The organism is Kosakonia beeri (assembly GCF_054165705.1).
This window is the reverse complement of the sequence record NZ_CM135106.1, coordinates 817,060-842,978: the sequence shown is the minus strand read 5'-3', so window position 1 is coordinate 842,978 and position 25,919 is coordinate 817,060. Positions and strand designations below refer to the sequence as shown.

The following is a 25,919-nucleotide window of genomic DNA, read 5'->3' as shown; positions in this document are numbered from 1 at the left end:
GAAATCTCCGGAAGCTGCTCGCATGTTGCGCAATCCTCTCGCTCGCCTTTCCTGCTCTTCTTTATACTTACGTTCACTACCGGTTCGCCCGGGCAGTGACAAAATCAGAAAATTACTCACCATTGCGGAAGATGACACATGAAAATTCGCCCAGTATTACTTGCTCTGGGAATGACCACCCTGCTGGCCGGCTGCCAGAATATGGACTCCAGCGGTTTCCTTACCTCCGGGGCGGAAGCATTCCAGGCCTATACTCTGAGTGATGCACAGGTTAAGGCGCTGAGTGATGACGCTTGTAAGCAGATGGACAGCAAAGCCAGCATCGCGCCAGCGAGCAGCCCCTATAGTCAGCGTCTGAGTAAAATCGCGGCGGCGCTTGGCGACAATATCAACGGTCAACCGGTGAACTACAAAGTCTATGTGGCGAAGGATGTGAACGCCTTTGCAATGGCGAACGGCTGTATCCGTGTTTACAGCGCCTTGATGGATATGATGACGGATAACGAAGTTGAGGCAGTGATTGGCCATGAGATGGGCCACGTTGCGCTAGGGCATGTGAAGAAAGGCATGCAGGTTGCGCTGGGGACCAATGCGGTACGTGCAGCTGCGGCATCTGCGGGCGGCGTTGTCGGTAGCTTGTCGCAGTCACAGCTTGGCGCGCTGGGCGAGCAACTGGTCAATTCGCAGTTCTCTCAGCGTCAGGAATCCGAAGCGGATGATTACTCTTACGACTTGTTGCGCAAACGCGGCATCAGCCCTGCGGGACTGGCCACCAGCTTTGAGAAACTGGCCAAAATGGAAGAAGGCCGCCAAAGCTCAATGTTTGACGACCACCCTGCATCTGCAGCACGCGCGCAACATATTCGCGACCGCATGGCGGCAGACGGCATTCAATAACGCAACAGGGAGGCGATATTGCCTCCCTGTATTGTTCGACTGGCTGCTACTTGTAAATGTTATTCATCTTCCAGGTAGGTGTAGCCATACAGACCCGCTTCGAACTCTTCGAGGAACTGCTGTTGCAGCGTCTCATCCAGCCCGGTCTGTTTCACTTGATCGCGGAACTGCGTCAGCAATGTGTTCGGATCCAACTGTACGTATTGCAGCATATCTGCCACGGTGTCTCCTTCATCGGAGAGTTCAACTTCAACACTCCCATCCGGGAAAACAAACACGTCAACCGCTTCGGTATCCCCGAACAGGTTATGCATGTTACCAAGAATCTCCTGGTACGCACCAACCATAAAGAAGCCCAGCATCGGCGGGTTCTCCGGATCGTAATCCGGCATCGGCATCGTGGTCGCTATCCCATCGCCATCAACGTAATGATCGATAGCGCCATCAGAGTCGCAGGTAATATCCAGCAATACAGCACGGCGCTCCGGCGCATGGTTCAGCCCTTCCAGCGGCAGCACCGGGAACAGTTGATCGATGCCCCAGGCATCCGGCATTGACTGGAACAGCGAGAAGTTGACGTACATTTTGTCCGCCATACGCTCCTGCAGCTCATCAATAATCGGACGATGCGCGCGGTTACTTGGGTCAAGCTGCTTTTGCACTTCATGGCACATATTCAGGTACAGCTGCTCGGCCCAGGCACGTTCCTGCAAACTGTAAGTCCCGGACGAATAACCAACATGGATGTCGTGCAAATCCATCTGGCTATCATGCAACCACTCACGCAGCGAACGACGGGTGCCCGGTTCATGCATCTCCTGCCAGGTTTCCCACATGCTTTGCAGCGCACGCGGTGCGTCTTCAGCCGGTGCGATCGCCTGTGTGTATTCGTTGCGTTCAACGCCAATAATGTTGGATACCAACACCGTATGGTGCGCTGTCACCGCCCGGCCTGACTCGGTGATGACCGTCGGATGCGGCAGGCCATTCTCTTCGCAGGCATCGCCAATCGCCCAGATAATGTTGTTAGCGTATTCGTTCAGCCCGTAGTTCACGGAGCAATCAGACTGAGAGCGGGTCCCTTCGTAATCCACCCCCAGACCACCGCCGACATCAAAGCACTGGATATTCACGCCCAGCTTATGCAACTCAACGTAGAAGCGTGCGGATTCACGTACCCCGGTGGCGATATCGCGAATATTCGCCATCTGCGATCCGAGGTGGAAATGCAGCAGTTGAATGCTGTCCAGACGCCCGCGCTCACGCAGAATTTCCACCAGTTGCAGAACCTGCGTAGCCGCAAGACCAAATTTGGATTTTTCGCCGCCGGACGACTGCCATTTACCGGAGCCCTGAGACGCCAGACGTGCGCGCACACCCAGGCGCGGAACCACATTAAGGCGTTCGGCCTCTTCCAGCACGATGGCGATTTCGGTCATTTTCTCAATAACCAGATAGACCTTATGGCCCATTTTTTCGCCGATCAGCGCCAGACGAATGTATTCACGGTCTTTATAGCCGTTACAAACAATCACCGATCGGGTCATGCCCGCATGCGCCAGGACCGCCATCAGTTCAGCTTTTGAACCGGCTTCCAGACCCAGCGGCTCGCCGGAATGGATCAATGACTCAATGACGCGACGGTGTTGGTTCACCTTAATCGGGTATACCAGGAAGTAATCACCGTTGTAGCCATAGGATTCGCGCGCGCGTTTGAACGCGGCGTTAATTGAACGCAGGCGGTGTTGCAGGATCTGCGGGAAGCAGAACAATGCTGGCAGACGCTGCCCCTGAGCTTCACGCGCTTTTACCAACTGCGCAAGGTCAACCCTGGCTTCCGGGACATCCGGATCCGGGCAAACGCTGATATGGCCCAGCTCATTGACGTCGTAGTAATTATTGCCCCACCAGGCAATGTTATAAGTACGAAGCATCTTGCTGGCTTCCTGGGAGCTCATCGCAACCTCCTGCATGGAACGTAGTACACCTGGTTCGCCCGCTGACGAAGGCGAAACCGAAGACATGTCGTCAGACATAGCAAACCTCAACATAACAAAGTGTATACCCTGTCCGTTTCACCGCACCGGTTGGCTGCTGAATGAAAAGGCGTGGATACGAAACAGTTGACTACTATCGCAGTGACACATAGCGATAACAACCCATAAACAGCCTGACTACTCAGCATTTCATGCTGAAGCGCCCGCTGTGCGACCGGTTTCTTGTTCATATCATTGTAAAACACGTTCCGAACTTGAGTATGACAGTCCGGCGAAACCACGAGAAAACTCCTGAAAAACCAGGAGAGCCCTTGTTCAGTTATCGCAACGCCTTACCGGCCCTGGAGTCCTGAGAAGCGCCGAAATGGGTATAACATCGGCAGGTTTGCAGATTAGAAATGCAGGTTGCGGGGAATAGGTGCGCGTCAGAACAACGCGACAGTTTCTGCAGAAAACAACGGTTCATTATTTCGTATCACCTCCACACAAGCCATTGACGACCTGCGACAAGCCAAAGCCATTAATTTCACTGCTTAACCCGGCTGGAAGTGGCGACACAGCATCTTGCCGTGCGCTGATTTTTAATGAGCCGCGCGCGGCGTTTTATACCGACAACGGGGTGAAAATGCAAAATAAAAAAGCTGTGTTTGACGCATTGCCAGGAAAATTTTCCGTCACTATTTGTGACAGGATGTGGTGAACAGCAAAAACCGCTGGCAATGGGGTTAAGAATTAACCTAGAATAGCCATCCAGATGTTAATCCGTCCATACGCCACAACCATCGCGCATGCACAGAATAACAGTCAGACTTCTGTGTCATCATCTGTCGTCCACGCGGCGCCACCGCGCTGGCATTCGGGCACAGAATTCGAGCTAACCGTATTACTCCAGGGTGAAAACAACATATGGCAAAACACCTTTTTACGTCCGAGTCCGTCTCCGAAGGGCATCCTGACAAAATTGCTGACCAAATTTCCGACGCCGTGCTGGATGCGATCCTTGAGCAGGATCCGAAAGCGCGCGTTGCGTGTGAAACTTACGTCAAAACCGGCATGGTTCTGGTAGGCGGCGAAATCACCACCAGCGCGTGGGTTGATATCGAAGAGATCACCCGTAATACCGTCCGCGAAATTGGCTATGTGCATTCCGACATGGGCTTTGACGCCAACTCTTGTGCGGTACTAAGCGCTATTGGTAAACAGTCTCCGGATATCAACCAAGGTGTTGACCGTGCCGATCCGCTGGAACAAGGCGCTGGCGACCAGGGCCTGATGTTTGGTTATGCGACCAATGAAACCGACGTTCTGATGCCCGCGCCAATCACTTACGCGCATCGTCTGGTTGAGCGTCAGGCTGAAGTGCGTAAAAACGGCACCCTGCCGTGGCTGCGTCCGGATGCGAAAAGCCAGGTCACGTTCCAGTATGACGACGGCAAAATTGTCGGTATCGATGCGGTAGTGCTGTCGACCCAGCATTCGGAAGATATTGATCAAAAATCCCTGCAAGAAGCCGTGATGGAAGAGATCATTAAACCGATCCTGCCGACTGAATGGCTGAACACCTCCACCAAATTCTTTATCAACCCGACTGGCCGTTTTGTTATTGGTGGCCCGATGGGCGACTGTGGGCTGACAGGGCGTAAAATTATTGTTGATACCTACGGCGGCATGGCGCGTCATGGCGGCGGTGCATTCTCTGGTAAGGATCCGTCAAAAGTTGACCGTTCTGCAGCCTATGCTGCACGCTATGTGGCGAAAAACATCGTTGCCGCTGGCCTTGCAGACCGTTGCGAGATCCAGGTCTCTTACGCCATTGGCGTTGCAGAACCAACCTCCATCATGGTGGAAACGTTCGGTACCGAGAAAATCGCCAGCGAGCAGTTAACCCTGCTGGTGCGCGAGTTCTTCGATCTCCGCCCGTACGGCCTGATCCAGATGTTGGATCTGCTGCACCCAATCTACAAACAAACCGCTGCATACGGTCACTTTGGTCGAGAAACCTTCCCATGGGAAAAAACCGACAAAGCGGCTCAGCTGCGCGAAGCTGCCGGCCTGTAATCCCTTCCCGACTGCTTTTAAGGCCAGCCTCGTGCTGGCTTTTTTATTTCCCCTGCGTTCATCCCGCCAGGATTTTTCACACGGTCTATACTGGCTTAATCTCGCTCCACACAATATGAAAGCGATTACATAGCGCCGCTCCGCTGCAAATTAAGAATTTTCTCTTTGAAATTATCTTAAACACGAGTTGTTACATCACGCTTCGGTTTTGTCCGAATCTTCGCCTTCCCGCTCACAATCCGTCTTTAGTAATTCTATAATATTTATGACTTTAATTTACATTTCGCGAAAAATCGAGATGTAACCGATTACACTCATGTGATAACAATCACATAATTTTGCCTGCTACTGGCCTACCTTTTACATCGATAAAACTAATGACACGAATGGAGGGCATAATGCCTGACAATAAAAAACAGGGGCGTTCAAACAAGGCAATGACCTTTTTTGTTTGCTTCCTCGCTGCACTGGCAGGGTTGCTTTTCGGCCTGGATATTGGGGTGATTGCCGGGGCGCTGCCCTTTATCACTGAGGATTTTCAAATTAGCTCACACACCCAGGAGTGGGTGGTCAGCTCAATGATGTTCGGTGCCGCCGTCGGTGCTGTCGGCAGCGGTTGGCTCTCATGGCGCCTGGGTCGCAAAAAAAGCCTGATGATCGGGGCGGTGCTGTTTGTGATCGGTTCGCTCTGCTCTGCCGTTGCGCCTAACGTTGACGTTCTGATTATCTCTCGTGTGCTGCTCGGCCTTGCCGTCGGTGTGGCTTCGTATACTGCGCCGCTCTATCTCTCTGAGATTGCACCAGAAAAAATCCGCGGCAGCATGATCTCCATGTATCAGTTGATGATCACCATCGGTATTCTCGGTGCTTACCTTTCCGATACCGCGTTCAGCTACAGCGGTGCATGGCGCTGGATGCTGGGCGTGATCATCATTCCGGCGGTATTACTGCTGATTGGCGTCTTCTTCCTGCCAGACAGCCCGCGCTGGTTTGCCGCGAAACGCCGTTTCCATGATGCCGAACGGGTTCTGCTGAGGCTGCGTGATACCAGCGCCGAAGCTAAGAACGAGCTGGAAGAGATCCGCGAAAGTCTGCAGGTTAAACAAAGCGGTTGGGCGCTGTTCAAAGAGAACAGCAACTTCCGCCGCGCGGTGTTCCTGGGCGTTCTGTTGCAGGTCATGCAGCAGTTCACCGGTATGAACGTCATCATGTATTACGCGCCAAAAATCTTCGAACTGGCGGGTTACAGCAACACTACCGAGCAGATGTGGGGTACGGTAATTGTCGGTCTGACCAACGTGCTGGCCACCTTTATTGCCATCGGTCTGGTGGATCGCTGGGGGCGTAAACCGACCCTGGTGCTGGGCTTCCTGGTCATGGCCGCCGGTATGGGGATCCTCGGTACGATGCTGCATCTGGGGATCCACTCCCCGTCGGCGCAATATTTCGCTGTCGCGATGTTGTTAATGTTTATTGTCGGCTTCGCGATGAGCGCCGGTCCGCTGATTTGGGTATTGTGTTCTGAAATTCAGCCGCTGAAAGGCCGCGATTTCGGCATCACCTGTTCGACCGCAACCAACTGGATTGCCAACATGATCGTTGGTGCGACCTTCCTGACCATGCTGAATTCGCTGGGCAATGCCAACACCTTCTGGGTGTACGGCGCGCTGAACCTGCTGTTCATTGTGCTGACACTGTGGCTGGTTCCGGAAACCAAACACGTTTCGCTGGAGCATATTGAACGCAATCTGATGCGTGGCCGCCCGCTACGTGAAATTGGTTCGCAAAACTAAGCACACTGGCTTCCTCTGCGGAGGAAGCCTTTCCTCTTACGCTTGCACTCCCGCTTCGCCCATCCTATCCTCTGCACTTATGAAAACGCCCCGCCTTCCCATCGCCACGCAACAAGCCGTAATGCGTAGCCTGCGAGAAAAACTCGCTCTGGCCAACCAGACGCTCGACCGTAACTATCCAGAGCCTAAGCTTGTTTACCAGCAACGCGGCACTGCTGCGGGTACGGCATGGCTGGCAGATTATGAGATCCGGCTTAACCCGGTTCTGCTGCTGGAAAATGAGCAGGCATTTATTGAAGAGGTCGTACCTCACGAACTGGCGCACCTGCTGGTGTGGAAGCACTTCGGGCGTGTGCCTCCCCACGGAAAAGAGTGGAAATGGATGATGGAAAGCGTGCTAGGCGTCCCGGCCCGCCGTACGCATCAGTTTGAGCTGGAATCCGTGCGACGCAACACCTTCCCCTACCGCTGTAAATGCCAGCAACACCAGTTAACCGTGCGCCGTCATAATCGGGTGATACGCGGCGAGGCCGTTTACCGCTGTGTACGTTGCGGTGAACCGCTTATTGCTGACGCCAGTAACTGAATCCATTAAGAAGTTTTCTGCTCTTACTGATTGCATCAGGCAACACCTTCCGTTACGTTGCGGACTCGTTTTGACAGGGAGTTCGCCATGTTTCGTCTTTTCTCCATCTTACTGACTCTGATTGCTGCTCCGGCGCTGGCCGCCGATGGCATAAACAGCTTTGCCCAGGCTAAAGCGGCGGGCGTTAAAGTGAACGCCGACGCGCCAGGCGATTTCTACTGCGGCTGTAAAATTAACTGGCAGGGTAAAAAAGGCGTGGTTGATCTCGCTTCCTGCGGCTATCAGGTTCGCAAAAATGAAAACCGCGCCAGCCGCATTGAATGGGAGCATGTCATGCCTGCATGGCAGTTCGGCCATCAGCGCCAGTGCTGGCAGGATGGCGGCCGGAAAAACTGTGCTAAAGATCCGCTGTACCGCAAAATCGAGAGTGATATGCACAACCTGCAACCTGCCGTGGGCGAAGTTAATGGCGATCGCGGCAACTTCATGTACAGCCAGTGGAACGGTGGCGAAGGCCAGTACGGCCAGTGCCAAATGAAGATCGATTTTAAAGCTAAACTGGCTGAGCCGCCGGTACGTGCCCGTGGCGCCATTGCCCGTACTTATTTCTATATGCGCGACCAATACCACATCACGCTTTCACGCCAGCAAACGCAGCTTTTCACCGTATGGGATAAGCTCTACCCGGTTACCGACTGGGAGTGCAAACGCGATGCACGCATCGCTGAAGTTCAGGGCAACCATAACCCCTATGTGCAGCAAGCTTGCATGGCGCGAAAGAGCTAACCTACACTAGCGGCAATCATTTATTTTGCTGGCGCCCCCCTCTACCTGTGCGGCGGAGGGGAACTTGAGCGCCACGCGACAAACGGAATTTCACACTATGCGCACTCCCCGCATTCATCATCCTGAGCTTATCCAGGCGGGTCATGAAATCGCCCTCAGCGAAGATGCCGCCAATCATGTTGGCCGCGTGTTACGTATGGGCCCCGGCCAGGCAATTCAGCTTTTCGATGGCTCTAACCAGGTATTCGACGCAGAAATCGTCTATGCCGATAAGAAAAGCGTACGGGTGAACGTGCTGCGCGGCAGTGTGGACGATCGTGAATCACCGGTGCACATCCATCTCGGACAGGTGATGTCTCGTGGTGAAAAAATGGAATTCACCATCCAGAAATCGATTGAGCTTGGAGTAAGCCTCATTACGCCACTTTTTTCTGAGCGTTGCGGCGTTAAACTGGATGCCGAACGCCTGAATAAAAAGCTGCAACAGTGGCAGAAAATTGCCATTGCCGCCTGCGAACAGTGCGGGCGCAATCGTATTCCGGAAATCCGCCCTGCCATGGATCTGGAAGCCTGGTGCGCTGAAGAAGAGGCAGGTCTGAAACTGAACCTTCATCCGCGCGCCAGTCAGAGTATTAATACACTGCCGTTGCCTGTGGAGCGCGTGCGGCTGCTGATTGGCCCGGAAGGCGGCCTGACCGCCGATGAGATTGCCATGACCGCGCGTTATCAGTTCACGGATATTTTGTTAGGGCCACGCGTATTACGCACAGAGACCACGGCGCTTACCGCCATCACCGCCCTTCAGGTTCGCTTCGGCGACCTGGGTTGAGAGGAGAAGCATAATGATTAAGCTCGGCATCGTGATGGACCCCATCGCGGACATTAACATCAAAAAAGACTCCAGCTTCGCCATGTTGCTGGAAGCGCAGCGCCGCGGCTACGAGCTGCACTATATGGAGATGTCCGATCTTTATTTGATCAACGGAGAAGCCCGCGCCCGTACCCGTAAGCTCTCCGTCGAGCAAAATTACGATAAATGGTACGACTTTGGCAGCGAGCAGGATATTGCCCTTGCCGGGCTGGATGCCATTCTGATGCGCAAAGATCCGCCGTTCGATACCGAATACATCTATGCGACCTACATTCTTGAACGCGCCGAAGAGCAAGGCTCATTGATCGTCAACAAACCGCAGAGCCTGCGCGACTGTAATGAAAAATTATTCACCGCCTGGTTTGCCGAACTGACCCCGGAAACGCTGGTCACACGCAATAAAGCCCAGTTGAAAGCCTTCTGGCAAAAACATGGCGATATCATTCTTAAACCGCTGGATGGTATGGGTGGTACCTCTATTTTCCGCGTGAAAGAGGGCGATCCTAACCTGTCGGTCATTGCCGAAACGCTGACGGAACTGGGCAACCGCTACTGTATGGCACAGAACTATTTGCCGGCCATCAAAGACGGCGACAAACGCGTTCTGGTTGTTGACGGCGAACCCGTGCCTTACTGCCTTGCACGCATTCCTCAGGGCGGCGAAACGCGTGGTAACCTGGCGGCTGGGGGGCGCGGCGAACCGCGTCCGCTGAGCGAAAGCGACTGGGCGATTGCGCGAAAAGTTGCGCCGACGCTCAAAGCCAAAGGGCTGATTTTTGTCGGTCTTGATATTATTGGCGATCGTCTGACTGAAATTAACGTCACCAGCCCGACCTGCATTCGCGAGATTGAAGCTGAATTTCCCATCTCCATTACCGGCATGCTGATGGATGCCATCGAAAAACGCCTGGGGAAATAGCCCTTAGCGCATCGGATACGGGAGGATCCCGTATCCTGCCAGGTTTGGCTAGTGACAGCATTCTGCTTTCACCCCATACTAGACTGTCGCTTTTTTGAACCAGGAAACCGAACCTCTGACAATGAATTTACAGCATCACTTTCTTATTGCCATGCCCACGCTTCAGGATCCCCTCTTTCGGCGCTCCGTGGTTTATATCTGCGAGTACAACGACGAAGGCGCAATGGGGCTTGTTATCAATAAGCCGCTGGAAAACCTGAAAGTAGACAGCGTGCTGGAGAAGCTCAAAATCCAGCCGGAACCACGCGATCCGGCGATTCGGCTGGACAAACCGGTGTTGCTCGGCGGCCCACTGGCGGAAGATCGTGGTTTTATTCTGCACACACCGCCCGCCAGTTTCTCCTCCAGCATTCGCGTGTCTGACAATACCGTGGTGACCACTTCGCGGGATGTTCTGGAAACCCTCGGGACGGCACAGCAACCCAGCGAAGTGCTGGTCACGCTGGGCTATTCCTCATGGGAAAAGGGGCAACTGGAGCAGGAGATCCTCGACAATGCCTGGCTGACCGCCCCGGCGGATCTCAACATTCTGTTTAAAACACCGCTTGCCGACCGCTGGCGCGACGCTGCAAAACTGATCGGCATAGACATCACGACCATGCCGGGTGTCGCGGGGCACGCCTGATGAGCGGAACTCTGCTGGCATTTGATTTTGGCACCAAAAGCATTGGTGTGGCGATTGGGCAGCGTATCACCGGCACGGCGCGCCCGCTAAATGCGTTAAAAGCGCAGGACGGTACGCCAAACTGGAGCCTGATTGAAAAGCTGTTGAAAGAGTGGCAACCCGATGCGGTGATTGTCGGATTACCGCTGAATATGGACGGCACAGAGCAGCCGCTGACCGCGCGGGCGCGTAATTTTGCCAACAAAATACATGGCCGTTTTGGTGTGCAGGTCAAACTGCACGATGAACGGCTCAGCACTGTTGAAGCCCGCTCCGGGCTATTCGAGCGCGGCGGTTTTCGTGCGCTTGATAAAGGCAGCGTGGATTCCGCCTCCGCCGTGATCATTCTGGAAAGCTGGTTCGAACAGAACATCTGATCTGCGCTTCCCCCTTCCCCTTTAAAACAGCAAGCCGCGTCTCATCCGCGGCTTTCTGCCGATCGCTCTCACAAATTCAGCCCATGCTTTTTGCAATTCTTTTCTTGTTTCTATAAAAGAAACATAACAGGTAACATCTGTGATTATCAGGGTTTATCTGTCAGGCGTTTCACCAGGGTATGAAGTTCCTGTAAGCGCGCTTCCACGACCGTGTCGTCCACTTGCCACATACCGGCAAAGGCCAGAGCGGCCGAATGAGCACCAAGGGGTTTCGCCATGGAGATTTCGCCATCGTCATGGTGCCAGACCACATGGCCCCGTTCGCGCTGCTGAGCCACGTGCGGGCCAAGTTGTTGCCACTGCTCATCGGTAAAGCGCTGTTGCAGTGCGTCATCGCTTTCTGCCGCCAGGAGCGACATACCGATGACCGACTGCCAGGCCGGCAGCATATGAAAACCCGCCAGCGCCTGGCTAACCTGGCTGCCGGGTTCGGAGTGATAGATGTAAATGACCTGATCCTCCCACAACACCGCCATGGCCACCACAATGTCTTTCGGCGCGTAGCGTTCGAGTAAGGGTAATGCATGGGAGAACAGCGCCGAACCGCGAATCGCCTGAGCCGCCAGCGCATGAATGCCTGGGCCGGGCAGATAACGTCGCTGAGCATCCTGCATGGTCAGGCCAATAGAGGCCATGGTCATTAACAACCGGTTGACGCGGGTGGTGTTGATCCCCATCAGGCGCGCCAGTTCGCGGCAGCCAATCGCGCGGCCGCTGGATACCAGGTACTGCAGACAGCGAATACCGTCGATCAGGCTTTGGTTGGGTTGTGAGGACATAGCAGGGGTCGCTTCTCTGGTTGCTCAAAAATTCGATTTTACCGTCAGTAAAGAAGGATACAAGGTTATGAAAATCTTTCCCCAAACCGATGCCAGAACCTTTCCGACACGCACGCTGCATGCTGACCTGCTGGTGGCAGGTGGCGGTCTTGCAGGGTTGTGCGCTGCGCTTGCTGCTGCGCGTGACGGACTGCAAGTCATTTTGATTCAGGACAGACCCGTACTGGGGGGGAATGCCTCCAGTGAAGTCCGCTTGTGGGCCAACGGCGCAACATCGCATATGGGGAATAATAATCGCTGGGCGCGCGAAGGCGGCATTATGGGCGAAATCATGGAAGAGAACCTCTGGCGCAACAAAGAGGGGAATCCTGTGATGTTCGATCTGGTATTGCTCGATCTCGCCAAACGTCAGCAGGGCCTGACGTTGCTACTGAACACGGCCGTCTACGAGGTGGAAAAAGCGCAGCAACGGATCACGCAAGTCAAAGCGTTTAACCCGATTAACGAAACGTTTTATAGCGTCAGCGCAGATCAGTTTTGTGATGCCACCGGCGATGGTGTGCTCGGATACCTGGCCGGAGCAGAGTACCGCGAAGGGGCGGAAGACGCCGGGGAGCTGAGTGAAAAAATGGCGCCAGGCGATAGCTTCGGCCACAAGTTAGGCCACTCAATTTATTTTTACACCAAACAAACCGACGGACCGGTACGCTTTGTTCCCCCCTCCTTTGCATTGCAGGACATTACGGAGATCCCGCGCTACAAACGCCTCACCTCGACCCTTAACGGCTGCGACTTATGGTGGCTGGAATGGGGCGGGCGTCTTGATACCGTCCACGAAAGCGAAGAGATCAAATGGGAATTGTGGAAAATCGTCTGGGGCGTCTGGGATCATATTAAAAACTCAGGCCACTTCCCGGAAGCGGCAAACATGACCATCGAATGGGTGGGAGCCATTCCCGGTAAACGGGAAAGCCGCCGTTTTGTGGGCGATCATCTGCTTAGCCAGCAGGACATCATTGAACAACGCGATCACTACGATGCCGTGGCATATGGCGGCTGGTCTATTGATCTCCATCCGGCAGATGGCGTTTACAGTACTCACGATGGCTGCCGTCAGTTCCACAGTAAAGGCACCTACACTATTCCTTTTCGCAGTCTCTACAGCCGATCGCTGGATAACCTGCTACTAACCGGGCGGTTGATTTCCGCCTCTCATGTCGCTTTTGGCAGTGCCCGCGTGATGTGCACGTGTGGCCTGCTGGGCGAAATAGTGGGTCGCGCCGCCGCGTTATGCCAAACCCGGCACTTATTGCCGCGTGAGCTGGCGACACCAGAGCATATTGGCGCGCTACAAACCCAGCTCCAGGCGAATGGCTGTTATATACCGCGTCACTGGCTGAGCGATCCCGCCGTCGGGGCGACGGTCACCGCCAGTAGTGAATTTCAGCTCACTGAACTGCCAGCCAACGGCCGCTGGCAATCGCTTGGCGAACGCATGGCGCTGCTGTTGCCCATTAAGGCTGGCGAACATTTACCGGAAATCACCCTGCGCTTGCGTTCCACTTCAGCGCAGCAGTTAGTCATATCGCTGCTGGGCAGTGCCCGCGCCGGGAACTTTACGCCAGACTACCAGTACGACGAGTGCGCGGTGCGAGTCGACGGTGAGGCAAAACACCGACTGACATTCCACTGGCAAAGCGATCGCGACCAGTATCTTTTCCTGGCCTTCGGGGCGCAGGAGGGTGTGGATATCGCGCTGACCGACGCCCGCATTCCCGGCCTGATGACTGTGTTTAACAGCCTGAATGCCCGTGTCGCGAAGCACACGCGGCAGGTGGCAGATGGCGACTTCGGTGTCGATGAATTCGACTTTTGGCTACCTCGCCGCCACCCGCATCAAATCCTTCCAGCCCTGCGTTTCAACCAGCCGCTCACCTGCTGGCGCGCGCAGAATGTGCTTAATGGCCGGTTGCGCCCGGAACAGCAAACCAATGCATGGAGCCCGGCTCTCGATGACAAGGTTCCACAAATCATCTGGCGCTGGGATGCGCCTCAGAAATTGCAACAACTGACGCTGGTGCAGGACAACGACTTTGATAACGCAATGGAGTCCGTCCAGATGGGACACCCCTACGCTGTCACGCCACACTGTATCACCCACTATCGCTTGTGGGTGGATGATCGGTTGCTGGCCGAGGTAGAGGATAATCACCACTCCGTTTGCCAGCACCGGCTGGATCAACCGCTGGCGGCCACCTGCATCCGGCTGGAGATTGTTGCCACAGCAGGGGCGCTCCCGGCGGTTTACTCCCTGAATGTCAGCTAAAGCCTGCCCTGCCCCACCCGCTTCTGGCGGCTTTGTTCAAAGGTCTGCATCCCCACCTGCTGCCCGGTTTGCATCACACCGGGCAACTGGTGGGTTTTGCCATCACGGATCAGGTTTGCCACCGCCGGGGTATTAATCAGCAGTTCAAACAGGGCGACCCGTCCCCCCTGCTTATCCTGTTCCAGCTTTTGCGCCAGTACTGCCCGCAGACTGCCGGCGAGTTGGCTACGCAGCGGCTCCTTCTCCTGTGCTGGAAAAGCATCCACCAGTCTTTCAACCGCTTGCGCCGCGCCGCGTGTATGCAGCGTTGCCAGGACCAGATGGCCGGTTTCCGCCGCCGTCAGCGCCAGGCTAATGGTCTCGTGGTCCCGCAACTCGCCAAGCAGGATCACATCAGGATCCTCTCGCAATGCTGCGCGCAACCCTGCGGCAAAAGTGGGACAATCCCGACCGATTTCACGTTGTTGGATCAGGCAACGATCGCTGACATGGACATATTCAATAGGATCTTCCAGTGTCAGGATATGCCCGGCGACATGCTGATTCAGATGATTAACCAGTGCGGCAAGCGTGGTCGATTTTCCGCTGCCAGTCGCCCCTGTCACCAAAATCAGGCCCGTCTCACGGGTGAGCGTTTCGGTGAGCGCCGGGGGGAGCTCGAGAAAGGTGGGTTGTGGGCAGGTATGTGGGAGTAAACGCAACGCCAGCGAAATACCGTTATGGCGGACAAACGCCGCCGCCCGCAGACGCTGGCCACTGGCGGTCGTCAGGGCAAAGTCTACCTGCCCCTGCTCCCACCACTGACATTGCATTGTTTCACTCAAATGGTCATTCAGGAGTGCGTTAATATCAGGGCACTCGAAGGGCGCCGGCTCCAGCCTCCCCTGTAGCCGCCAGCGTGGTGAACACCCGCTGCACAGGTGTAGATCCGAGACATTATGCTTTACACTAAGCCCCACTATTTCTTCTATATCCATATAGCCATCCTGGAATCATGAACGATATTGCGCATAACCTGGCACAAGTCCGGGACAAAATCTCAGCGACAGCAATGAGTTGCGGTCGTGCTTCAGAAGACGTTACCTTACTTGCAGTGAGCAAAACCAAACCTGCGAGCGCTGTCGCAGAAGCCATTGATGCAGGCCAGCGTGTGTTTGGTGAAAATTATGTGCAGGAAGGGGTGGATAAAATCCGCCATTTTCAGGAAATCGGTACCCAGGGGCTGGAATGGCACTTTATCGGCCCATTACAGTCCAATAAAAGTCGTCTGGTTGCCGAGCATTTCGACTGGTGTCATACCGTTGATCGCCTGCGTATTGCCTGCCGCTTAAGTGAACAGCGTCCGGCAACGCTCGCTCCGCTGAATGTACTGATTCAAATCAACATCAGCGACGAGCACAGTAAATCCGGCATTGCTCTTGCGGAACTGGATGCACTGGCGGCGCAGGTTGTGGAATTACCAGGGCTGTGCCTGCGTGGGTTGATGGCGATCCCAGCGCCGGAGAAAGAGTACGAAAGGCAGTTTGCCGTGGCGCAGCAAATGGCTGTAGCATTTGAAGCGCTTAAAACCCGCTATCCCACGGTAGATACTTTGTCGCTGGGCATGACAGACGATATGGCCGCCGCCATCGCGGCTGGCAGCACGATGGTGCGCATTGGAACGGCCATTTTTGGTGCGCGCGATTACACAAAAAATTAAGGAAAACTGAGGAACGCCATGAAGACGTTGACTTTCCTGCTCTCGACAGTCATTGAACTCTATACGATGGTTCTGCTGTTGCGCGTCTGGATGCAGTGGGCACGCTGCGATTTTTACAACCCATTTTCGCAGTTCGTGGTCAAGGCCACGCAGCCGATTGTCGGGCCGCTTCGCCGTATTCTGCCGCCGCTCGGGCCGATTGATAGCGCCTCGCTACTGATCGCGTTTGTCCTGAGTTTTATCAAAGCCATCGTGCTGTTTATGGTGGTCACCTTCCAGCCGATTATCTGGATCTCTGCGCTGTTGATCTTGCTGAAAACCATCGGTCTGATGATTTTCTGGGTTCTGCTGGTGATGGCGATCATGAGCTGGGTCAGCCAGGGGCGTAGCCCGGTGGAGTACGTTTTGATGCAGTTGACGGAACCGTTGCTGCGTCCTATCCGTAATCTGCTGCCCTCAATGGGGGGAATTGATTTTTCGCCTATGATCCTCGTGCTGCTGCTGTACGTGATCAACATGGGGGTTGCTGAACTGCTGCAATCCACCGGCAATATCCTGCTGCCGGGGCTGTGGATGGCGCTATGAGTGCCGCTGCAGTCTGTGAAGACGGGCTGGTGTTACGGCTGTATATTCAGCCGAAAGCCAGCCGGGACGCAATCATTGGCTTACATGGCGATGAATTAAAAGTCGCCATCACCGCTCCGCCAGTGGATGGCCAGGCCAATGCGCATCTGGTCAAATACCTTGCGAAACAGTTTCGCGTGGCGAAAAACCAGGTCGTCATTGAAAAAGGCGACCTGGGCCGCCACAAACAGATTAAAATCACGCATCCGCAACAGATCCCGACGGAAGTCGCGGCGTTGATAAATTAGGATCCCTTATGCAGAAAGTTGTCCTCGCTACCGGTAATGCCGGTAAAGTGCGCGAGCTTGCCTCGCTACTCACTGATTTTGGCCTCACGATTGTGGCGCAAACCGATCTGGGTGTTGAGTCTGCGGAAGAGACCGGCCTGACCTTTATTGAAAACGCGATCCTCAAAGCGCGCCATGCTGCGCAGATAACGGGTTTACCGGCGATTGCCGATGATTCAGGTCTGGCGGTGGACGCGCTGGGCGGCGCTCCTGGGATCTACTCCGCTCGTTATGCGGGTGTTGATGCCAGCGATCGGCAGAACCTGGAAAAACTGCTGGATGCTTTAAAAGAGGTTCCGGACACTGAACGTCAGGCACAGTTCCATTGCGTGCTGGTCTATATGCGTCATGCCAACGATCCTACTCCCCTGGTATGCCACGGTAGCTGGTCGGGCGTGATTACCCGCCAGCCTGCCGGTGATGGCGGCTTTGGTTACGATCCCGTATTCTTTGTTCCCTCTGCCGGGAAAACCGCTGCGGAGCTAACCCGCGAAGAAAAAAGCGCCCTCTCCCACCGGGGGCAGGCGTTAAAACTGTTACTGGAAGCACTGCGTAATGGCTGATTTGCCACCTCTGAGTCTTTATATTCACATTCCCTGGTGCGTGCAGAAATGCCCGTACTGCGACTTCAATTCCCATGCGTTAAAAGGCGAAGTCCCGCACGACGATTATGTGCAGCACCTGCTGAACGATCTGGATGCCGATGTGCCCTATGCACAGGGACGGGAAATAAAGACCATTTTTATTGGTGGCGGTACGCCGAGCCTGCTCTCCGGCCCGGCGATGCAAACACTCCTTGATGGTGTGCGTGAACGGCTGCCTCTCGCTGCTGATGCGGAGATCACCATGGAAGCCAATCCAGGCACCGTGGAAGCAGACCGGTTTGTCGATTATCAGCGCGCCGGAGTGAACCGCATTTCGATTGGTGTGCAAAGTTTTAGCGACAACAAACTCCAGCGCCTGGGGCGTATTCACGGCCCGGAGGAAGCCCGGCGCGCTGCACGTCTCGCAAGCGGCCTTGGGCTGCGCAGTTTTAATCTTGATTTAATGCATGGCCTGCCGGATCAGTCGCTGGAAGAGGCGCTGGACGATCTGCGCCAGGCGATTGCGCTTAATCCGCCGCATCTTTCCTGGTATCAGCTCACTATCGAACCCAACACCCTGTTCGGCTCTCGCCCGCCTGTATTACCGGATGATGATGCGCTGTGGGATATCTTCGAGCAAGGTCATCAGATCCTTACCGCTGCCGGGTATCAGCAGTACGAAACCTCAGCCTATGCCAAACCCGGCTACCAATGTCAGCACAACCTGAACTACTGGCGTTTCGGCGATTATCTGGGTATTGGCTGCGGCGCGCATGGCAAAGTGACCCTGGCGGATGGCCGCATTTTAAGAACGGCAAAAACGCGCCATCCTCGTGGTTATATGCAGGGTAACTATCTGGATAAGCAGCATGAGGTGGAAGCGCAGGATAAACCGTTCGAGTTCTTTATGAACCGTTTTCGTCTGCTTGAACCCGCGCCGCGCGCGGAGTTTTCTCGTTATACCGGCTTAGATGAAAGTGCTATCCGCGCTCAGATCGACCAGGCGCTGTCGCTTAATTATCTGACTGAAAATGAGAATGCGTGGCAGATAACCGAGCACGGAAAGCTATTCTTAAATTCACTCCTTGAACTGTTCCTTGCCGAATAACCGCTCTGCCGTGCCTGCTACGGCGGGCACGCTTTTCACCGCCTCATGTTCTTGTTTGCTGACAATGTCATGATGCTGGAATGCAGAGCGAACCAGCACAACAGCACAGGCAATCACGCCGCCCAGAATCGCCATCATGATCATTAACTGGCTTTTTGCCAGACCATCTTTTTTTAAAGGCAATGAAGGGGAAAGCTGATATTTAAAAGGTTTAAAATCAATGTCTTTTAAATTGATCTTTTGCAGTTGTGATAAGCGATATTCGCGGTTAAGAAACGCAGGATCCAATCGCGTCACATCTTTAATGGAATTTTCAATCTTAAGTTTTTCCGCAATACCATCTGAACCGAGCGCAATAGAGTAATCCGGGTCGTCCTGTACTATCTGGCCATTGCTATAAACCGGGCGTTTGATACCAGCGGCGTTCGCCACAATAAGCGAATAGTTTAAACGGTGAATACTCGCATCATGCTTATTAAGCATTTCAACACGCTCTATTTCCAGCGAGTCTTTTTCAAAATTGGTTCTTAATGCCACTTCATCCCGTAAAGTATCTACAGTTTCCTTAACTACCAACTCTGAAACATAATTAATATAGCGGTTAAGAACCTGCTGTGCGTCTTGTGCATTCGGTGCTGTGAAGCTTAACGTCCATGACGGATAAGGCATGGATTGGCTATTTTTATCGGTGAGATTATTGACCGCATTGAGTTGCTGGGCAAGCTGGACAATGCCGCGGTGTCGCGCCTCCGGCTCTGCATTCTTAAGCTGCGGGAAATCTGCCACCAACGGCGAAGAGCCTAAAAACTTTTCCTGTAGCGTTTGTGAATTAAAATTTTTGAGAAACAGATTAAAGACCTGTTCGGCGGTTACCGGTGCTTTCACGCCAAGAGTATCAAGGGTATTAATGGCCTGATTAAGCTCACTCCACTGAATTTTCTCGGCAGGGGTGATTTCTGCCCGGCTGGTCCATTTTTGCGGCAACAACAATGAAATAAAGAAACCTGCCGCCGCAAACGCCACAACGATGGCTATAATGAATTTTTTACTGTTCAACAAAATCCGAAATAAATCCAAAAGATCTATTTCATCTTTTTTGAACGGGGCAATATTCGGCCCGTATACACTCTCATTATTTCCGTGAGGAATATTAAATGTTGACATATTAATCCATTCAATAGTCATACCCGTAATTTAGGGAGCCACTCTATCACTATCATTCTTATTCCAAAAGGAGAATAAACATCCATCAAATTAATACAAAACCTCGCTTAATACATTTCCGAAATATCATTAGATAAATTTCTAAAAAAAGAGAGTTTAAGTAGGCAGAATATTGGGGGAGATGAAATGTGCGAGAGTAAAGCGATAATTAGCCCTCTTAAAAAAGAAGGCTATAAGAAGGATTATTTTAGCCCGGCAGTTAATGCCTTACGGCTATCTTCCAACGACACCACGCGTTTGCAGACGTCTTTTCCGAACTGCTGGAAATCCGCTTCCTGGTTTTGCCACTCATTCTGAATAGCGGTTTGCAGACCACCAAGGCTGCCCAACACGCCCTGAAGAGGATTACCGCCCCCCTTCAGTACGGCTTTAGCGCCCATTTCGTTAATGCTGTCCTGCAGGATGCCGCCCATCGCCTGATTCACCAGTTGCTGGCCATCCGCCCGGACTTGATCAATCGCTTTATAATGGAAGGCCAGGCCATCGCTACGATGTTCAATAATGCGGTTCATCTGCGTTTTCAGTTGCGCATCCAGTTTGGTCAGACGACTGCGCATGCTGCTGCTTTCACCGACTTCTTTGACGATGATGTTATCCAGCGCAACCCGGCCTTTCTCCACGCGACTGCGCGCGCCATCGTCAATCCATGGCAGTGCGCTACGCAAGTCCGCCTGGTAATCCTTCGCCTGTTCGCGCTGAGCAGCGCTGAGCGTATATTGCTTGCCGTTAAACATCACATTGCCATCCGGCGTGATAACCAGATTGCCGTTCTCACCTTTAACCTGCACGGTTTGCGGGCTGAGGATCACATCGTCGCGTGGGGTCACACTACACTGATAATCCGCCTGCGCGGCAAAGGCGGTCAGTGTCAGGGCAGCCGCCAGCAGCGTTTTGCGCATCATAAAAAACTCCTGTAGAGACAAAACGGGCCAGCTAATGCTGGCCCCTTATGCTTGATTAGTCCCACCAAACGTCGAAAAGTTCGCTAATACGCACCTCATCGAGTTTGCGGTCTTCCAGCCATTTACGCACGATGGCCTGATGTTCTTCCGTGCATTTACCCACTTCCTGCAGGCAAATCAGCCCGTCCCATGCAAGGTAACCGCTGCCGTCAAACGCCAGCTTGTTCGGCTCAATCACTTCCTGAATAAAGTCATCAACGGTTTTGTCGATTTGCTCTTCGCTGGTGCCTTCGGCGAAGCGCCACGCCACAGAGAAGCCCAGTTCCTGGAATTCGTCGATATGCATTTTTTTACGCAAACGGCGGCTGCGGTTTGTTGCCATTATTTCACCCTCTCGAACATTAAGTCCCATACGCCGTGACCAAGACGATGGCCACGCTGTTCAAATTTGGTTACCGGGCGCGACGCCGGACGCGGTACATAGTCGTGGGTCGCCGACAGGTTTGTATAACCGTCGATAGACGACATCACTTCAAGCATATGTTGCGCATACGCTTCCCAGTCGGTCGCCATATGGAACACGCCACCCAGCTTAAGCTTACTCTTCACCAGTTCAGCAAACGGTACCTGAACAATACGGCGTTTATTATGGCGCGCTTTATGCCACGGGTCAGGAAAAAACAGCTGAACCATGTTTAAAGAATTGTCAGGGATCATTTTGTGCAGCACTTCTACGGCATCGTGGCACATCACTCGCAGGTTGCCGATCCCCTCTTCGTGTGCGGAAGAGAGACAAGCTCCCACGCCCGGCGAGTGGACTTCGATCCCCAGGAAGTTCTGCTCAGGGCGGAGTTTCGCCATTTCAACCAGCGAAGCACCCATACCGAAACCGATCTCCAGCGTCACCGGCGCGTTGCGGCCGAACAGCGCGGTAAAATCCACAGGCTGTTCCGTGAATTCAACGCCCATCACCGGCCAGTAGTGATCCAGCGCGTGCTGCTGCCCTTTGGTCAGGCGGCCCTGACGACGGACGAAACTGCGGATCCGGCGCAGCGGGCGACCATTTTCATCAAATTCCGGTGAAATGACGTCGTTATTCATACAGTGTTCTGCTTGTGAGAGTGTTCAGGAAACGGGCATTATCCAAAGTTCATCGCCCGATGCAAGCATCGTAAAAGTTCCGATTTACAGCGCGGTGCCTCTGTGCTGCAATCTTCGCCCCTGACAACGCGATTCTGGTGACCATGCAAGCGTCTCAATTTTCAGCCCAGGTTCTGGACTGGTACGACAAATACGGGCGAAAAACCCTGCCCTGGCAAACTGAAAAAACGCCCTACAAAGTATGGCTATCGGAAGTGATGTTGCAACAGACCCAAGTGGCAACCGTTATTCCCTATTTCCAGCGCTTTATGGTGCGTTTCCCGACGGTAACCGATCTGGCCAATGCGCCGCTGGATGAAGTGTTGCATCTGTGGACCGGGCTGGGTTATTACGCCCGCGCCCGCAACTTACACAAAGCCGCGCAGCAAGTCGCGCAGCATCATGGCGGTCATTTCCCGGAAACATTCGAGGAGGTCGCCGCCCTGCCCGGCGTAGGCCGCTCAACAGCGGGCGCGATCCTCTCTTTATCGCTGGGCAAACATTTTCCCATCCTTGATGGCAACGTCAAACGCGTGCTGGCGCGCTGCTACGCCGTTGGCGGTTGGCCGGGTAAAAAAGAGGTGGAAAAACGCCTGTGGACGATCAGTACCGAGGTCACGCCAGCAAAAGGCGTTGAACGCTTTAACCAGGCGATGATGGATCTGGGAGCAATGGTGTGCACACGCTCAAAGCCAAAGTGCGAGTTGTGCCCATTACAAACCGGCTGCGAAGCGTATGCCGCGCACAGTTGGGCACAATATCCCGGCAAAAAACCGAAGCAGACGCTTCCTGAACGCACCGGTTACTTCCTGCTGATGCAGCATGAAAGCGAGGTCTATCTTGAACAGCGTCCGCCGAGCGGGCTATGGGGCGGATTGTTCTGCTTCCCGCAGTTCAGTGATGAGTCGGGCCTACGAGACTGGCTGGCACAGAGAAATATAAATGCAGATAATCTCAGCCAACTGGTCGCTTTCCGCCATACTTTTAGCCATTTCCATCTGGATATTGTACCGATGTGGCTTGGCGTGTCCTCGTTCTCGTCTTGCATGGATGAAGGCGTGGGTCTTTGGTATAACTTAGCGCAACCGCCGTCGGTCGGTCTGGCGGCTCCGGTGGAACGCCTGATACAGCAATTACGCGCCGAAGCCCTGTCGCTTCGCGCATGAAAGAGGATGACTTATGAGCAGAACCATTTTTTGTACCTTCCTGCAACGTGAAGCGGAAGGGCAGGACTTCCAGCTCTATCCGGGCGATCTGGGTAAACGTATTTATAACGAGATCTCGAAGGAAGCCTGGAAGCAGTGGCAGCAGAAGCAAACCATGCTGATCAACGAGAAAAAACTCAACATGATGAATGTGGAGCACCGCAAGCTGTTAGAAGAGGAGATGGTGAATTTCCTCTTCGAGGGCAAAGACGTGCACATTGAAGGCTATACGCCGCAAGAAAAAAAATAAGCTTCTGATCGCCCGCCGGCTGGCAACGCCGCTAAACAGGCAAAAGAGTGCCAGCCTGCGTGCATCACCGGCGCGTTCACACCCACACAACTGCATCCCGGAATGATGAAAAAATTTTTAGCGCTTGCCATTATTGCGCCGTTGCTGATTTCTTGTTCCAGCTCTAAAAAAGCAGGCGAAGACTATAACGAAGCCTGGATCAAAGACACCAACGGTTTTGACATTTTGATGGGGCAGTTCGCCCACAATATTGAAAATTTATGGGGCTTTAACGAAGTTCTGATCGCAGGGCCGAAGGATTACGTTAAATACACCGACCAGTATCAGACCCGAAGCCATATTAACTTCGACGAAGGTACTATTACTGTCGAAACCATTGCCGGCACTGAGCCCGCTGCGCACTTGCGCGAGGCAATTATCAAAACCCTGCTGATGGGCGACGATCCGGGATCTATCGATCTCTATTCCGATGCCGACGACATTCAGATTTCCAAAGAGCCGTTCTTGTATGGTCAGGTGCTGGATAACAACGGCGAAGCGATTCGCTGGCAGTGGCGCGCCGTGCGTTTTGCCGATTATCTGCTGCAAACGCGGTTAAAAAGCCGCAGCAATGGCCTGCATATGATTTACAGCGTGACCATTAATCTGGTCCCGAACCACCTCGATAAACGCGCACATAAATACGTGGGCATGGTGCGCCAGGCCGCGCGTAAATATGGTGTCGAAGAGTCGCTGATTCTGGCCATCATGCAAACCGAATCTTCTTTTAACCCTTACGCTGTCAGCCGCTCCGATGCGCTTGGCCTGATGCAGGTCGTACAGCACAGCGCCGGGAAAGATGTGTTCCGCGCACAGGGGAAATCGGGTACGCCGGACAGGAGCTACCTGTTTGATCCTCAGAGTAATATTGATACCGGCACAGCTTATCTGGCGATGCTGAACAATGTTTATCTTTCTGGCATCAGCAACCCGACATCACGCCGTTATGCGGTGATCACCGCCTATAACGGCGGTGCAGGCAGTGTGTTACGCGTCTTCTCCAGCGATAAGGTGCAGGCGGCGAACATCATTAATACCATGACGCCCGGCGATGTTTACCAGACCCTGACCACCCGCCATCCGTCGGCAGAATCCCGCCGTTACCTCTACAAAGTGAATACCGCGCAAAAAACCTGGCGCCGTAATTAATCGTTTCGTGTATGCCTCTTTCTGTTGAGAAGGAAAGAGGCATAAACGTTTCCTCTGGGAAATGCAAACGGTTGCGTAAAATTGTGACATGAGTCACCATACGGAATTGCAATCAGAGGAAGTTTGCATTTTTATGTCGGGCATAACAAATTCGACACGCCGTTAGTGGTAGGATCGTGACAGATAACAATAGTAATTGTGCCCATTCCAACATCTATCCGTCTCCTTTGTGAGGAAATTAGCATGAATCTTAAGCTGCAGCTGAAAGTCATTATCTTTCTGCAGTTCTGCCTGTGGGGAAGCTGGCTGACTACACTTGGCTCTTATATGTTCGTTACCCTGAAGTTCGAGGGAGCGGAAATTGGTGCCGTTTACAGCTCGCTGGGTATCGCCTCGCTGCTTATGCCGACACTGCTTGGTATCGTGGCCGATAAATGGCTCAGTGCGAAGTGGGTATATGCGCTGTGTCATCTGGTTGGGGCAATCACACTGTTCATTGCTGCGGGCGTCACCACGCCGGGGGCCATGTTCGCGATTATCCTGCTCAACTCGCTGGCCTATATGCCAACGCTTGGCCTGGTGAACACCATCTCCTATTTCCGCCTGCAATCTGCCGGCTACGATATCGTGAAGGATTTCCCGCCCATCCGTATCTGGGGCACCATCGGCTTTATTCTGGCGATGTGGGCAGTCAGCTTCTCGGGCTTTGAACTCAGCCATATGCAGCTTTATATTGGCGCGGGCTTGTCGCTGGTGTTGAGCCTGATCTCCCTGACGCTGCCGCATATGCCGGTCGCCAAAAGTAGAGAGAAGCAGACCTGGGTGGAAATGCTGGGCCTGAATGCTTTCGCACTGTTTAAAAACAAGCGTATGGCAATCTTCTTCATCTTCTCGATGCTGCTGGGCGCAGAGTTGCAGATCACCAACATGTTCGGTAACACCTTCCTGCACAGCTTCGATAGCAACCCGCTGTTCGCCAATAGCTTTATTGTGACGCACGCGTCAGTGATGATGTCGATTTCGCAGATCTCCGAAACCGCCTTTATCCTGGCTATCCCGTTCTTTATGAGCCGCTACGGCATTAAGAACGTCATGATGATCAGTATCTTCGCCTGGGTGCTGCGTTTCGGCCTGTTCGCTTTCGGCGATCCGACGCCGTTTGGCACCGTGCTGCTGGTGCTGTCGATGATCGTTTATGGTTGCGCCTTCGATTTCTTCAACATCTCCGGTTCGGTGTTCGTTGAGAAAGAAGTTAACCCGGCTATCCGCGCCAGTGCGCAGGGGATGCTGCTGATGATGACCAACGGCTTTGGCTGTATCCTCGGTGGTATGGTCAGTGGCAAAGTGGTAGAAATCTACACCACCGCAGGCATCACTGACTGGAAAACGGTATGGCTGATTTTCGCAGGTTATTCGCTGGTACTGGCTTTCGCCTTCGTCACGTTGTTTAAATATAAACATGTGCGAGAGCCTGAAGGCGTCGCGCAGAAAGCGTAAAACAGAAAACCCGGCCTGGCGCCGGGTTTTTTATTGCC

Annotated in this window: 28 protein-coding genes; 19 read left to right on the top strand and 9 right to left on the bottom strand. The window is 53.6% G+C overall.

The annotated features are described in order from the left end of the window. Positions 1 to 138 precede the first annotated feature (138 nt). Positions 139 to 897: a metalloprotease LoiP gene (loiP, locus tag ACUY4S_RS04215; protein ID WP_312691917.1), complete on the top strand. Its 759-nt coding sequence runs from the start codon at positions 139 to 141 to the stop codon at positions 895 to 897. 59 nt (positions 898 to 956) lie between these two features. Here the strand turns inward: loiP and speA are convergent, their stop codons facing one another. The 3 genes from speA to yqgG all read right to left on the bottom strand — a co-directional run bounded on the left by speA (position 957) and on the right by yqgG (position 3,360). Next, the gene (gene speA / locus ACUY4S_RS04210) at positions 957 to 2,933 is read right to left on the bottom strand and encodes a biosynthetic arginine decarboxylase (RefSeq protein WP_312691920.1); all 1,977 of its coding nucleotides are present in this window, start codon (positions 2,931 to 2,933) and stop codon (positions 957 to 959) included. 8 nt (positions 2,934 to 2,941) lie between these two features. Further along, entirely contained in the window at positions 2,942 to 3,082 is a 141-nt protein-coding gene (yqgB, locus tag ACUY4S_RS04205) for an acid stress response protein YqgB (protein WP_458024265.1), read from the bottom strand. Positions 3,083 to 3,213: 131 nt separating this feature from the next. Further along, positions 3,214 to 3,360 (bottom strand): small protein YqgG, encoded by a 147-nt coding sequence (yqgG, locus tag ACUY4S_RS04200; RefSeq protein WP_458023033.1) that lies wholly within the window; start codon positions 3,358 to 3,360, stop codon positions 3,214 to 3,216. 440 nt (positions 3,361 to 3,800) lie between these two features. Here yqgG and metK point away from each other — a divergent pair, with 440 nt between their 5' ends. The 8 genes from metK (at position 3,801) to ruvX (ending at position 11,008) form a co-directional block, all read left to right on the top strand. Continuing rightward, positions 3,801 to 4,952, top strand: a complete 1,152-nt coding sequence (metK, locus tag ACUY4S_RS04195) for a methionine adenosyltransferase (RefSeq protein ID WP_312691922.1) — start codon at positions 3,801 to 3,803, stop codon at positions 4,950 to 4,952. Positions 4,953 to 5,329: 377 nt separating this feature from the next. After that, entirely contained in the window at positions 5,330 to 6,745 is a 1,416-nt protein-coding gene (locus ACUY4S_RS04190) for a sugar porter family MFS transporter (protein WP_458024248.1), read from the top strand. Between the two features lie 79 nt (positions 6,746 to 6,824). After that, positions 6,825 to 7,331 (top strand): SprT family zinc-dependent metalloprotease, encoded by a 507-nt coding sequence (locus tag ACUY4S_RS04185; protein WP_312691924.1) that lies wholly within the window; start codon positions 6,825 to 6,827, stop codon positions 7,329 to 7,331. A gap of 87 nt (positions 7,332 to 7,418) precedes the next feature. Continuing rightward, complete coding sequence (endA, locus tag ACUY4S_RS04180) at positions 7,419 to 8,117, top strand: deoxyribonuclease I (RefSeq protein WP_458023032.1); 699 nt, start codon at positions 7,419 to 7,421, stop codon at positions 8,115 to 8,117. Between the two features lie 97 nt (positions 8,118 to 8,214). After that, a complete protein-coding gene (rsmE, locus tag ACUY4S_RS04175) occupies positions 8,215 to 8,946 on the top strand; it encodes a 16S rRNA (uracil(1498)-N(3))-methyltransferase (RefSeq protein WP_312691928.1) in 732 nt (243 codons plus the stop codon). Positions 8,947 to 8,959: 13 nt separating this feature from the next. Further along, positions 8,960 to 9,907, top strand: a complete 948-nt coding sequence (gshB, locus tag ACUY4S_RS04170; protein ID WP_458023031.1) for a glutathione synthase — start codon at positions 8,960 to 8,962, stop codon at positions 9,905 to 9,907. Between the two features lie 121 nt (positions 9,908 to 10,028). Continuing rightward, positions 10,029 to 10,592, top strand: a complete 564-nt coding sequence (locus tag ACUY4S_RS04165) for a YqgE/AlgH family protein (protein ID WP_312691932.1) — start codon at positions 10,029 to 10,031, stop codon at positions 10,590 to 10,592. Further along, the gene (gene ruvX, locus ACUY4S_RS04160; RefSeq protein WP_312691934.1) at positions 10,592 to 11,008 is read left to right on the top strand and encodes a Holliday junction resolvase RuvX; all 417 of its coding nucleotides are present in this window, start codon (positions 10,592 to 10,594) and stop codon (positions 11,006 to 11,008) included. Before ACUY4S_RS04165 ends, ruvX begins: the two co-directional genes overlap by 1 nt. 146 nt (positions 11,009 to 11,154) lie before the next feature. On the opposite strand, the gene ACUY4S_RS04155 is transcribed toward ruvX, so the two are convergent. After that, positions 11,155 to 11,847 carry an IclR family transcriptional regulator domain-containing protein gene (locus ACUY4S_RS04155; protein WP_458023030.1) on the bottom strand — a complete coding sequence of 231 codons (693 nt, stop codon included), beginning with the start codon at positions 11,845 to 11,847 and terminating at the stop codon, positions 11,155 to 11,157. 67 nt (positions 11,848 to 11,914) lie between these two features. Here ACUY4S_RS04155 and ACUY4S_RS04150 point away from each other — a divergent pair, with 67 nt between their 5' ends. After that, positions 11,915 to 14,173: an FAD-dependent oxidoreductase gene (locus ACUY4S_RS04150; protein ID WP_458023029.1), complete on the top strand. Its 2,259-nt coding sequence runs from the start codon at positions 11,915 to 11,917 to the stop codon at positions 14,171 to 14,173. On the opposite strand, the gene ACUY4S_RS04145 is transcribed toward ACUY4S_RS04150, so the two are convergent. Continuing rightward, a complete protein-coding gene (locus ACUY4S_RS04145) occupies positions 14,170 to 15,150 on the bottom strand; it encodes a type IV pilus twitching motility protein PilT (RefSeq protein ID WP_458023028.1) in 981 nt (326 codons plus the stop codon). The genes ACUY4S_RS04150 and ACUY4S_RS04145 overlap by 4 nt on opposite strands. A 17-nt stretch (positions 15,151 to 15,167) precedes the next feature. On the opposite strand from ACUY4S_RS04145, the gene ACUY4S_RS04140 reads away from it, so the two are divergent. From ACUY4S_RS04140 to hemW, 5 genes are read left to right on the top strand one after another with little or no spacing between them, the layout of a single operon-like run. Further along, entirely contained in the window at positions 15,168 to 15,872 is a 705-nt protein-coding gene (locus ACUY4S_RS04140; RefSeq protein ID WP_458023027.1) for a YggS family pyridoxal phosphate-dependent enzyme, read from the top strand. An 18-nt stretch (positions 15,873 to 15,890) separates the two neighbouring features. After that, positions 15,891 to 16,457, top strand: coding sequence for a YggT family protein (locus ACUY4S_RS04135; RefSeq protein ID WP_312691945.1), 567 nt, complete (start codon positions 15,891 to 15,893; stop codon positions 16,455 to 16,457). Further along, positions 16,454 to 16,744 carry a DUF167 family protein YggU gene (gene yggU, locus ACUY4S_RS04130; protein ID WP_458023026.1) on the top strand — a complete coding sequence of 97 codons (291 nt, stop codon included), beginning with the start codon at positions 16,454 to 16,456 and terminating at the stop codon, positions 16,742 to 16,744. The genes ACUY4S_RS04135 and yggU overlap by 4 nt, the downstream gene beginning before the upstream one ends. Before the next feature lie 8 nt (positions 16,745 to 16,752). Next, entirely contained in the window at positions 16,753 to 17,346 is a 594-nt protein-coding gene (locus tag ACUY4S_RS04125; RefSeq protein ID WP_312691949.1) for an XTP/dITP diphosphatase, read from the top strand. Beyond that, positions 17,339 to 18,475: a radical SAM family heme chaperone HemW gene (hemW, locus tag ACUY4S_RS04120; RefSeq protein ID WP_312691951.1), complete on the top strand. Its 1,137-nt coding sequence runs from the start codon at positions 17,339 to 17,341 to the stop codon at positions 18,473 to 18,475. The genes ACUY4S_RS04125 and hemW overlap by 8 nt, the downstream gene beginning before the upstream one ends. Here the strand turns inward: hemW and wzz(fepE) are convergent. From wzz(fepE) to trmB, 4 genes are all read right to left on the bottom strand, one after another. Beyond that, positions 18,446 to 19,639: an LPS O-antigen length regulator Wzz(fepE) gene (gene wzz(fepE) / locus ACUY4S_RS04115; RefSeq protein ID WP_312691953.1), complete on the bottom strand. Its 1,194-nt coding sequence runs from the start codon at positions 19,637 to 19,639 to the stop codon at positions 18,446 to 18,448. The two genes, hemW and wzz(fepE), sit on opposite strands and share 30 nt — an antisense overlap. A gap of 242 nt (positions 19,640 to 19,881) precedes the next feature. Beyond that, positions 19,882 to 20,601: a YggN family protein gene (locus tag ACUY4S_RS04110; RefSeq protein WP_458023025.1), complete on the bottom strand. Its 720-nt coding sequence runs from the start codon at positions 20,599 to 20,601 to the stop codon at positions 19,882 to 19,884. 55 nt (positions 20,602 to 20,656) lie between these two features. Then, a complete protein-coding gene (locus tag ACUY4S_RS04105; protein ID WP_312691957.1) occupies positions 20,657 to 20,983 on the bottom strand; it encodes a YggL family protein in 327 nt (108 codons plus the stop codon). After that, complete coding sequence (gene trmB, locus ACUY4S_RS04100; RefSeq protein WP_458023024.1) at positions 20,983 to 21,702, bottom strand: tRNA (guanosine(46)-N7)-methyltransferase TrmB; 720 nt, start codon at positions 21,700 to 21,702, stop codon at positions 20,983 to 20,985. The genes ACUY4S_RS04105 and trmB overlap by 1 nt, the downstream gene beginning before the upstream one ends. Positions 21,703 to 21,845: 143 nt before the next feature. Here trmB and mutY point away from each other — a divergent pair, with 143 nt between their 5' ends. The 4 genes from mutY (at position 21,846) to ACUY4S_RS04080 (ending at position 25,881) form a co-directional block, all read left to right on the top strand. Then, on the top strand, positions 21,846 to 22,907 hold the full coding sequence (gene mutY, locus ACUY4S_RS04095; protein WP_458023023.1) for an A/G-specific adenine glycosylase: 1,062 nt from the start codon (positions 21,846 to 21,848) through the stop codon (positions 22,905 to 22,907). Positions 22,908 to 22,920: 13 nt separating this feature from the next. Then, positions 22,921 to 23,196, top strand: coding sequence for an oxidative damage protection protein (locus ACUY4S_RS04090; RefSeq protein WP_020455176.1), 276 nt, complete (start codon positions 22,921 to 22,923; stop codon positions 23,194 to 23,196). Positions 23,197 to 23,301: 105 nt separating this feature from the next. Next, positions 23,302 to 24,384: a membrane-bound lytic murein transglycosylase MltC gene (mltC, locus tag ACUY4S_RS04085; protein ID WP_312691995.1), complete on the top strand. Its 1,083-nt coding sequence runs from the start codon at positions 23,302 to 23,304 to the stop codon at positions 24,382 to 24,384. Positions 24,385 to 24,627: 243 nt separating this feature from the next. Continuing rightward, positions 24,628 to 25,881, top strand: a complete 1,254-nt coding sequence (locus tag ACUY4S_RS04080; protein WP_312691963.1) for a nucleoside permease — start codon at positions 24,628 to 24,630, stop codon at positions 25,879 to 25,881. Positions 25,882 to 25,919: the final 38 nt, after the last annotated feature.

Bases quoted from the DNA above. Each gene is read 5' to 3' on its own strand.
- ACUY4S_RS04190 (WP_458024248.1), top strand. From the start codon at position 5,330: ATGACACGAATGGAGGGCATAATGCCTGACAATAAAAAACAGGGGCGT.
- metK (WP_312691922.1), top strand. From the start codon at position 3,801: ATGGCAAAACACCTTTTTACGTCCGAGTCCGTCTCCGAAGGGCATCCT.
- ACUY4S_RS04185 (WP_312691924.1), top strand. From the start codon at position 6,825: ATGAAAACGCCCCGCCTTCCCATCGCCACGCAACAAGCCGTAATGCGT.
- speA (WP_312691920.1), bottom strand. From the start codon at position 2,933: ATGTCTGACGACATGTCTTCGGTTTCGCCTTCGTCAGCGGGCGAACCA.
- gshB (WP_458023031.1), top strand. From the start codon at position 8,960: ATGATTAAGCTCGGCATCGTGATGGACCCCATCGCGGACATTAACATC.
- ACUY4S_RS04135 (WP_312691945.1), top strand. From the start codon at position 15,891: ATGAAGACGTTGACTTTCCTGCTCTCGACAGTCATTGAACTCTATACG.
- mutY (WP_458023023.1), top strand. From the start codon at position 21,846: ATGCAAGCGTCTCAATTTTCAGCCCAGGTTCTGGACTGGTACGACAAA.
- endA (WP_458023032.1), top strand. From the start codon at position 7,419: ATGTTTCGTCTTTTCTCCATCTTACTGACTCTGATTGCTGCTCCGGCG.
- rsmE (WP_312691928.1), top strand. From the start codon at position 8,215: ATGCGCACTCCCCGCATTCATCATCCTGAGCTTATCCAGGCGGGTCAT.
- yqgG (WP_458023033.1), bottom strand. From the start codon at position 3,360: ATGAACCGTTGTTTTCTGCAGAAACTGTCGCGTTGTTCTGACGCGCAC.
- trmB (WP_458023024.1), bottom strand. From the start codon at position 21,702: ATGAATAACGACGTCATTTCACCGGAATTTGATGAAAATGGTCGCCCG.
- hemW (WP_312691951.1), top strand. From the start codon at position 17,339: ATGGCTGATTTGCCACCTCTGAGTCTTTATATTCACATTCCCTGGTGC.
- ACUY4S_RS04140 (WP_458023027.1), top strand. From the start codon at position 15,168: ATGAACGATATTGCGCATAACCTGGCACAAGTCCGGGACAAAATCTCA.
- ACUY4S_RS04105 (WP_312691957.1), bottom strand. From the start codon at position 20,983: ATGGCAACAAACCGCAGCCGCCGTTTGCGTAAAAAAATGCATATCGAC.
- mltC (WP_312691995.1), top strand. From the start codon at position 23,302: ATGAAAAAATTTTTAGCGCTTGCCATTATTGCGCCGTTGCTGATTTCT.
- ruvX (WP_312691934.1), top strand. From the start codon at position 10,592: ATGAGCGGAACTCTGCTGGCATTTGATTTTGGCACCAAAAGCATTGGT.
- loiP (WP_312691917.1), top strand. From the start codon at position 139: ATGAAAATTCGCCCAGTATTACTTGCTCTGGGAATGACCACCCTGCTG.
- ACUY4S_RS04150 (WP_458023029.1), top strand. From the start codon at position 11,915: ATGAAAATCTTTCCCCAAACCGATGCCAGAACCTTTCCGACACGCACG.
- ACUY4S_RS04145 (WP_458023028.1), bottom strand. From the start codon at position 15,150: ATGGATATAGAAGAAATAGTGGGGCTTAGTGTAAAGCATAATGTCTCG.
- ACUY4S_RS04155 (WP_458023030.1), bottom strand. From the start codon at position 11,847: ATGTCCTCACAACCCAACCAAAGCCTGATCGACGGTATTCGCTGTCTG.
- yggU (WP_458023026.1), top strand. From the start codon at position 16,454: ATGAGTGCCGCTGCAGTCTGTGAAGACGGGCTGGTGTTACGGCTGTAT.
- yqgB (WP_458024265.1), bottom strand. From the start codon at position 3,082: ATGCTGAGTAGTCAGGCTGTTTATGGGTTGTTATCGCTATGTGTCACT.
- ACUY4S_RS04080 (WP_312691963.1), top strand. From the start codon at position 24,628: ATGAATCTTAAGCTGCAGCTGAAAGTCATTATCTTTCTGCAGTTCTGC.
- ACUY4S_RS04165 (WP_312691932.1), top strand. From the start codon at position 10,029: ATGAATTTACAGCATCACTTTCTTATTGCCATGCCCACGCTTCAGGAT.
- ACUY4S_RS04125 (WP_312691949.1), top strand. From the start codon at position 16,753: ATGCAGAAAGTTGTCCTCGCTACCGGTAATGCCGGTAAAGTGCGCGAG.
- ACUY4S_RS04110 (WP_458023025.1), bottom strand. From the start codon at position 20,601: ATGATGCGCAAAACGCTGCTGGCGGCTGCCCTGACACTGACCGCCTTT.
- ACUY4S_RS04090 (WP_020455176.1), top strand. From the start codon at position 22,921: ATGAGCAGAACCATTTTTTGTACCTTCCTGCAACGTGAAGCGGAAGGG.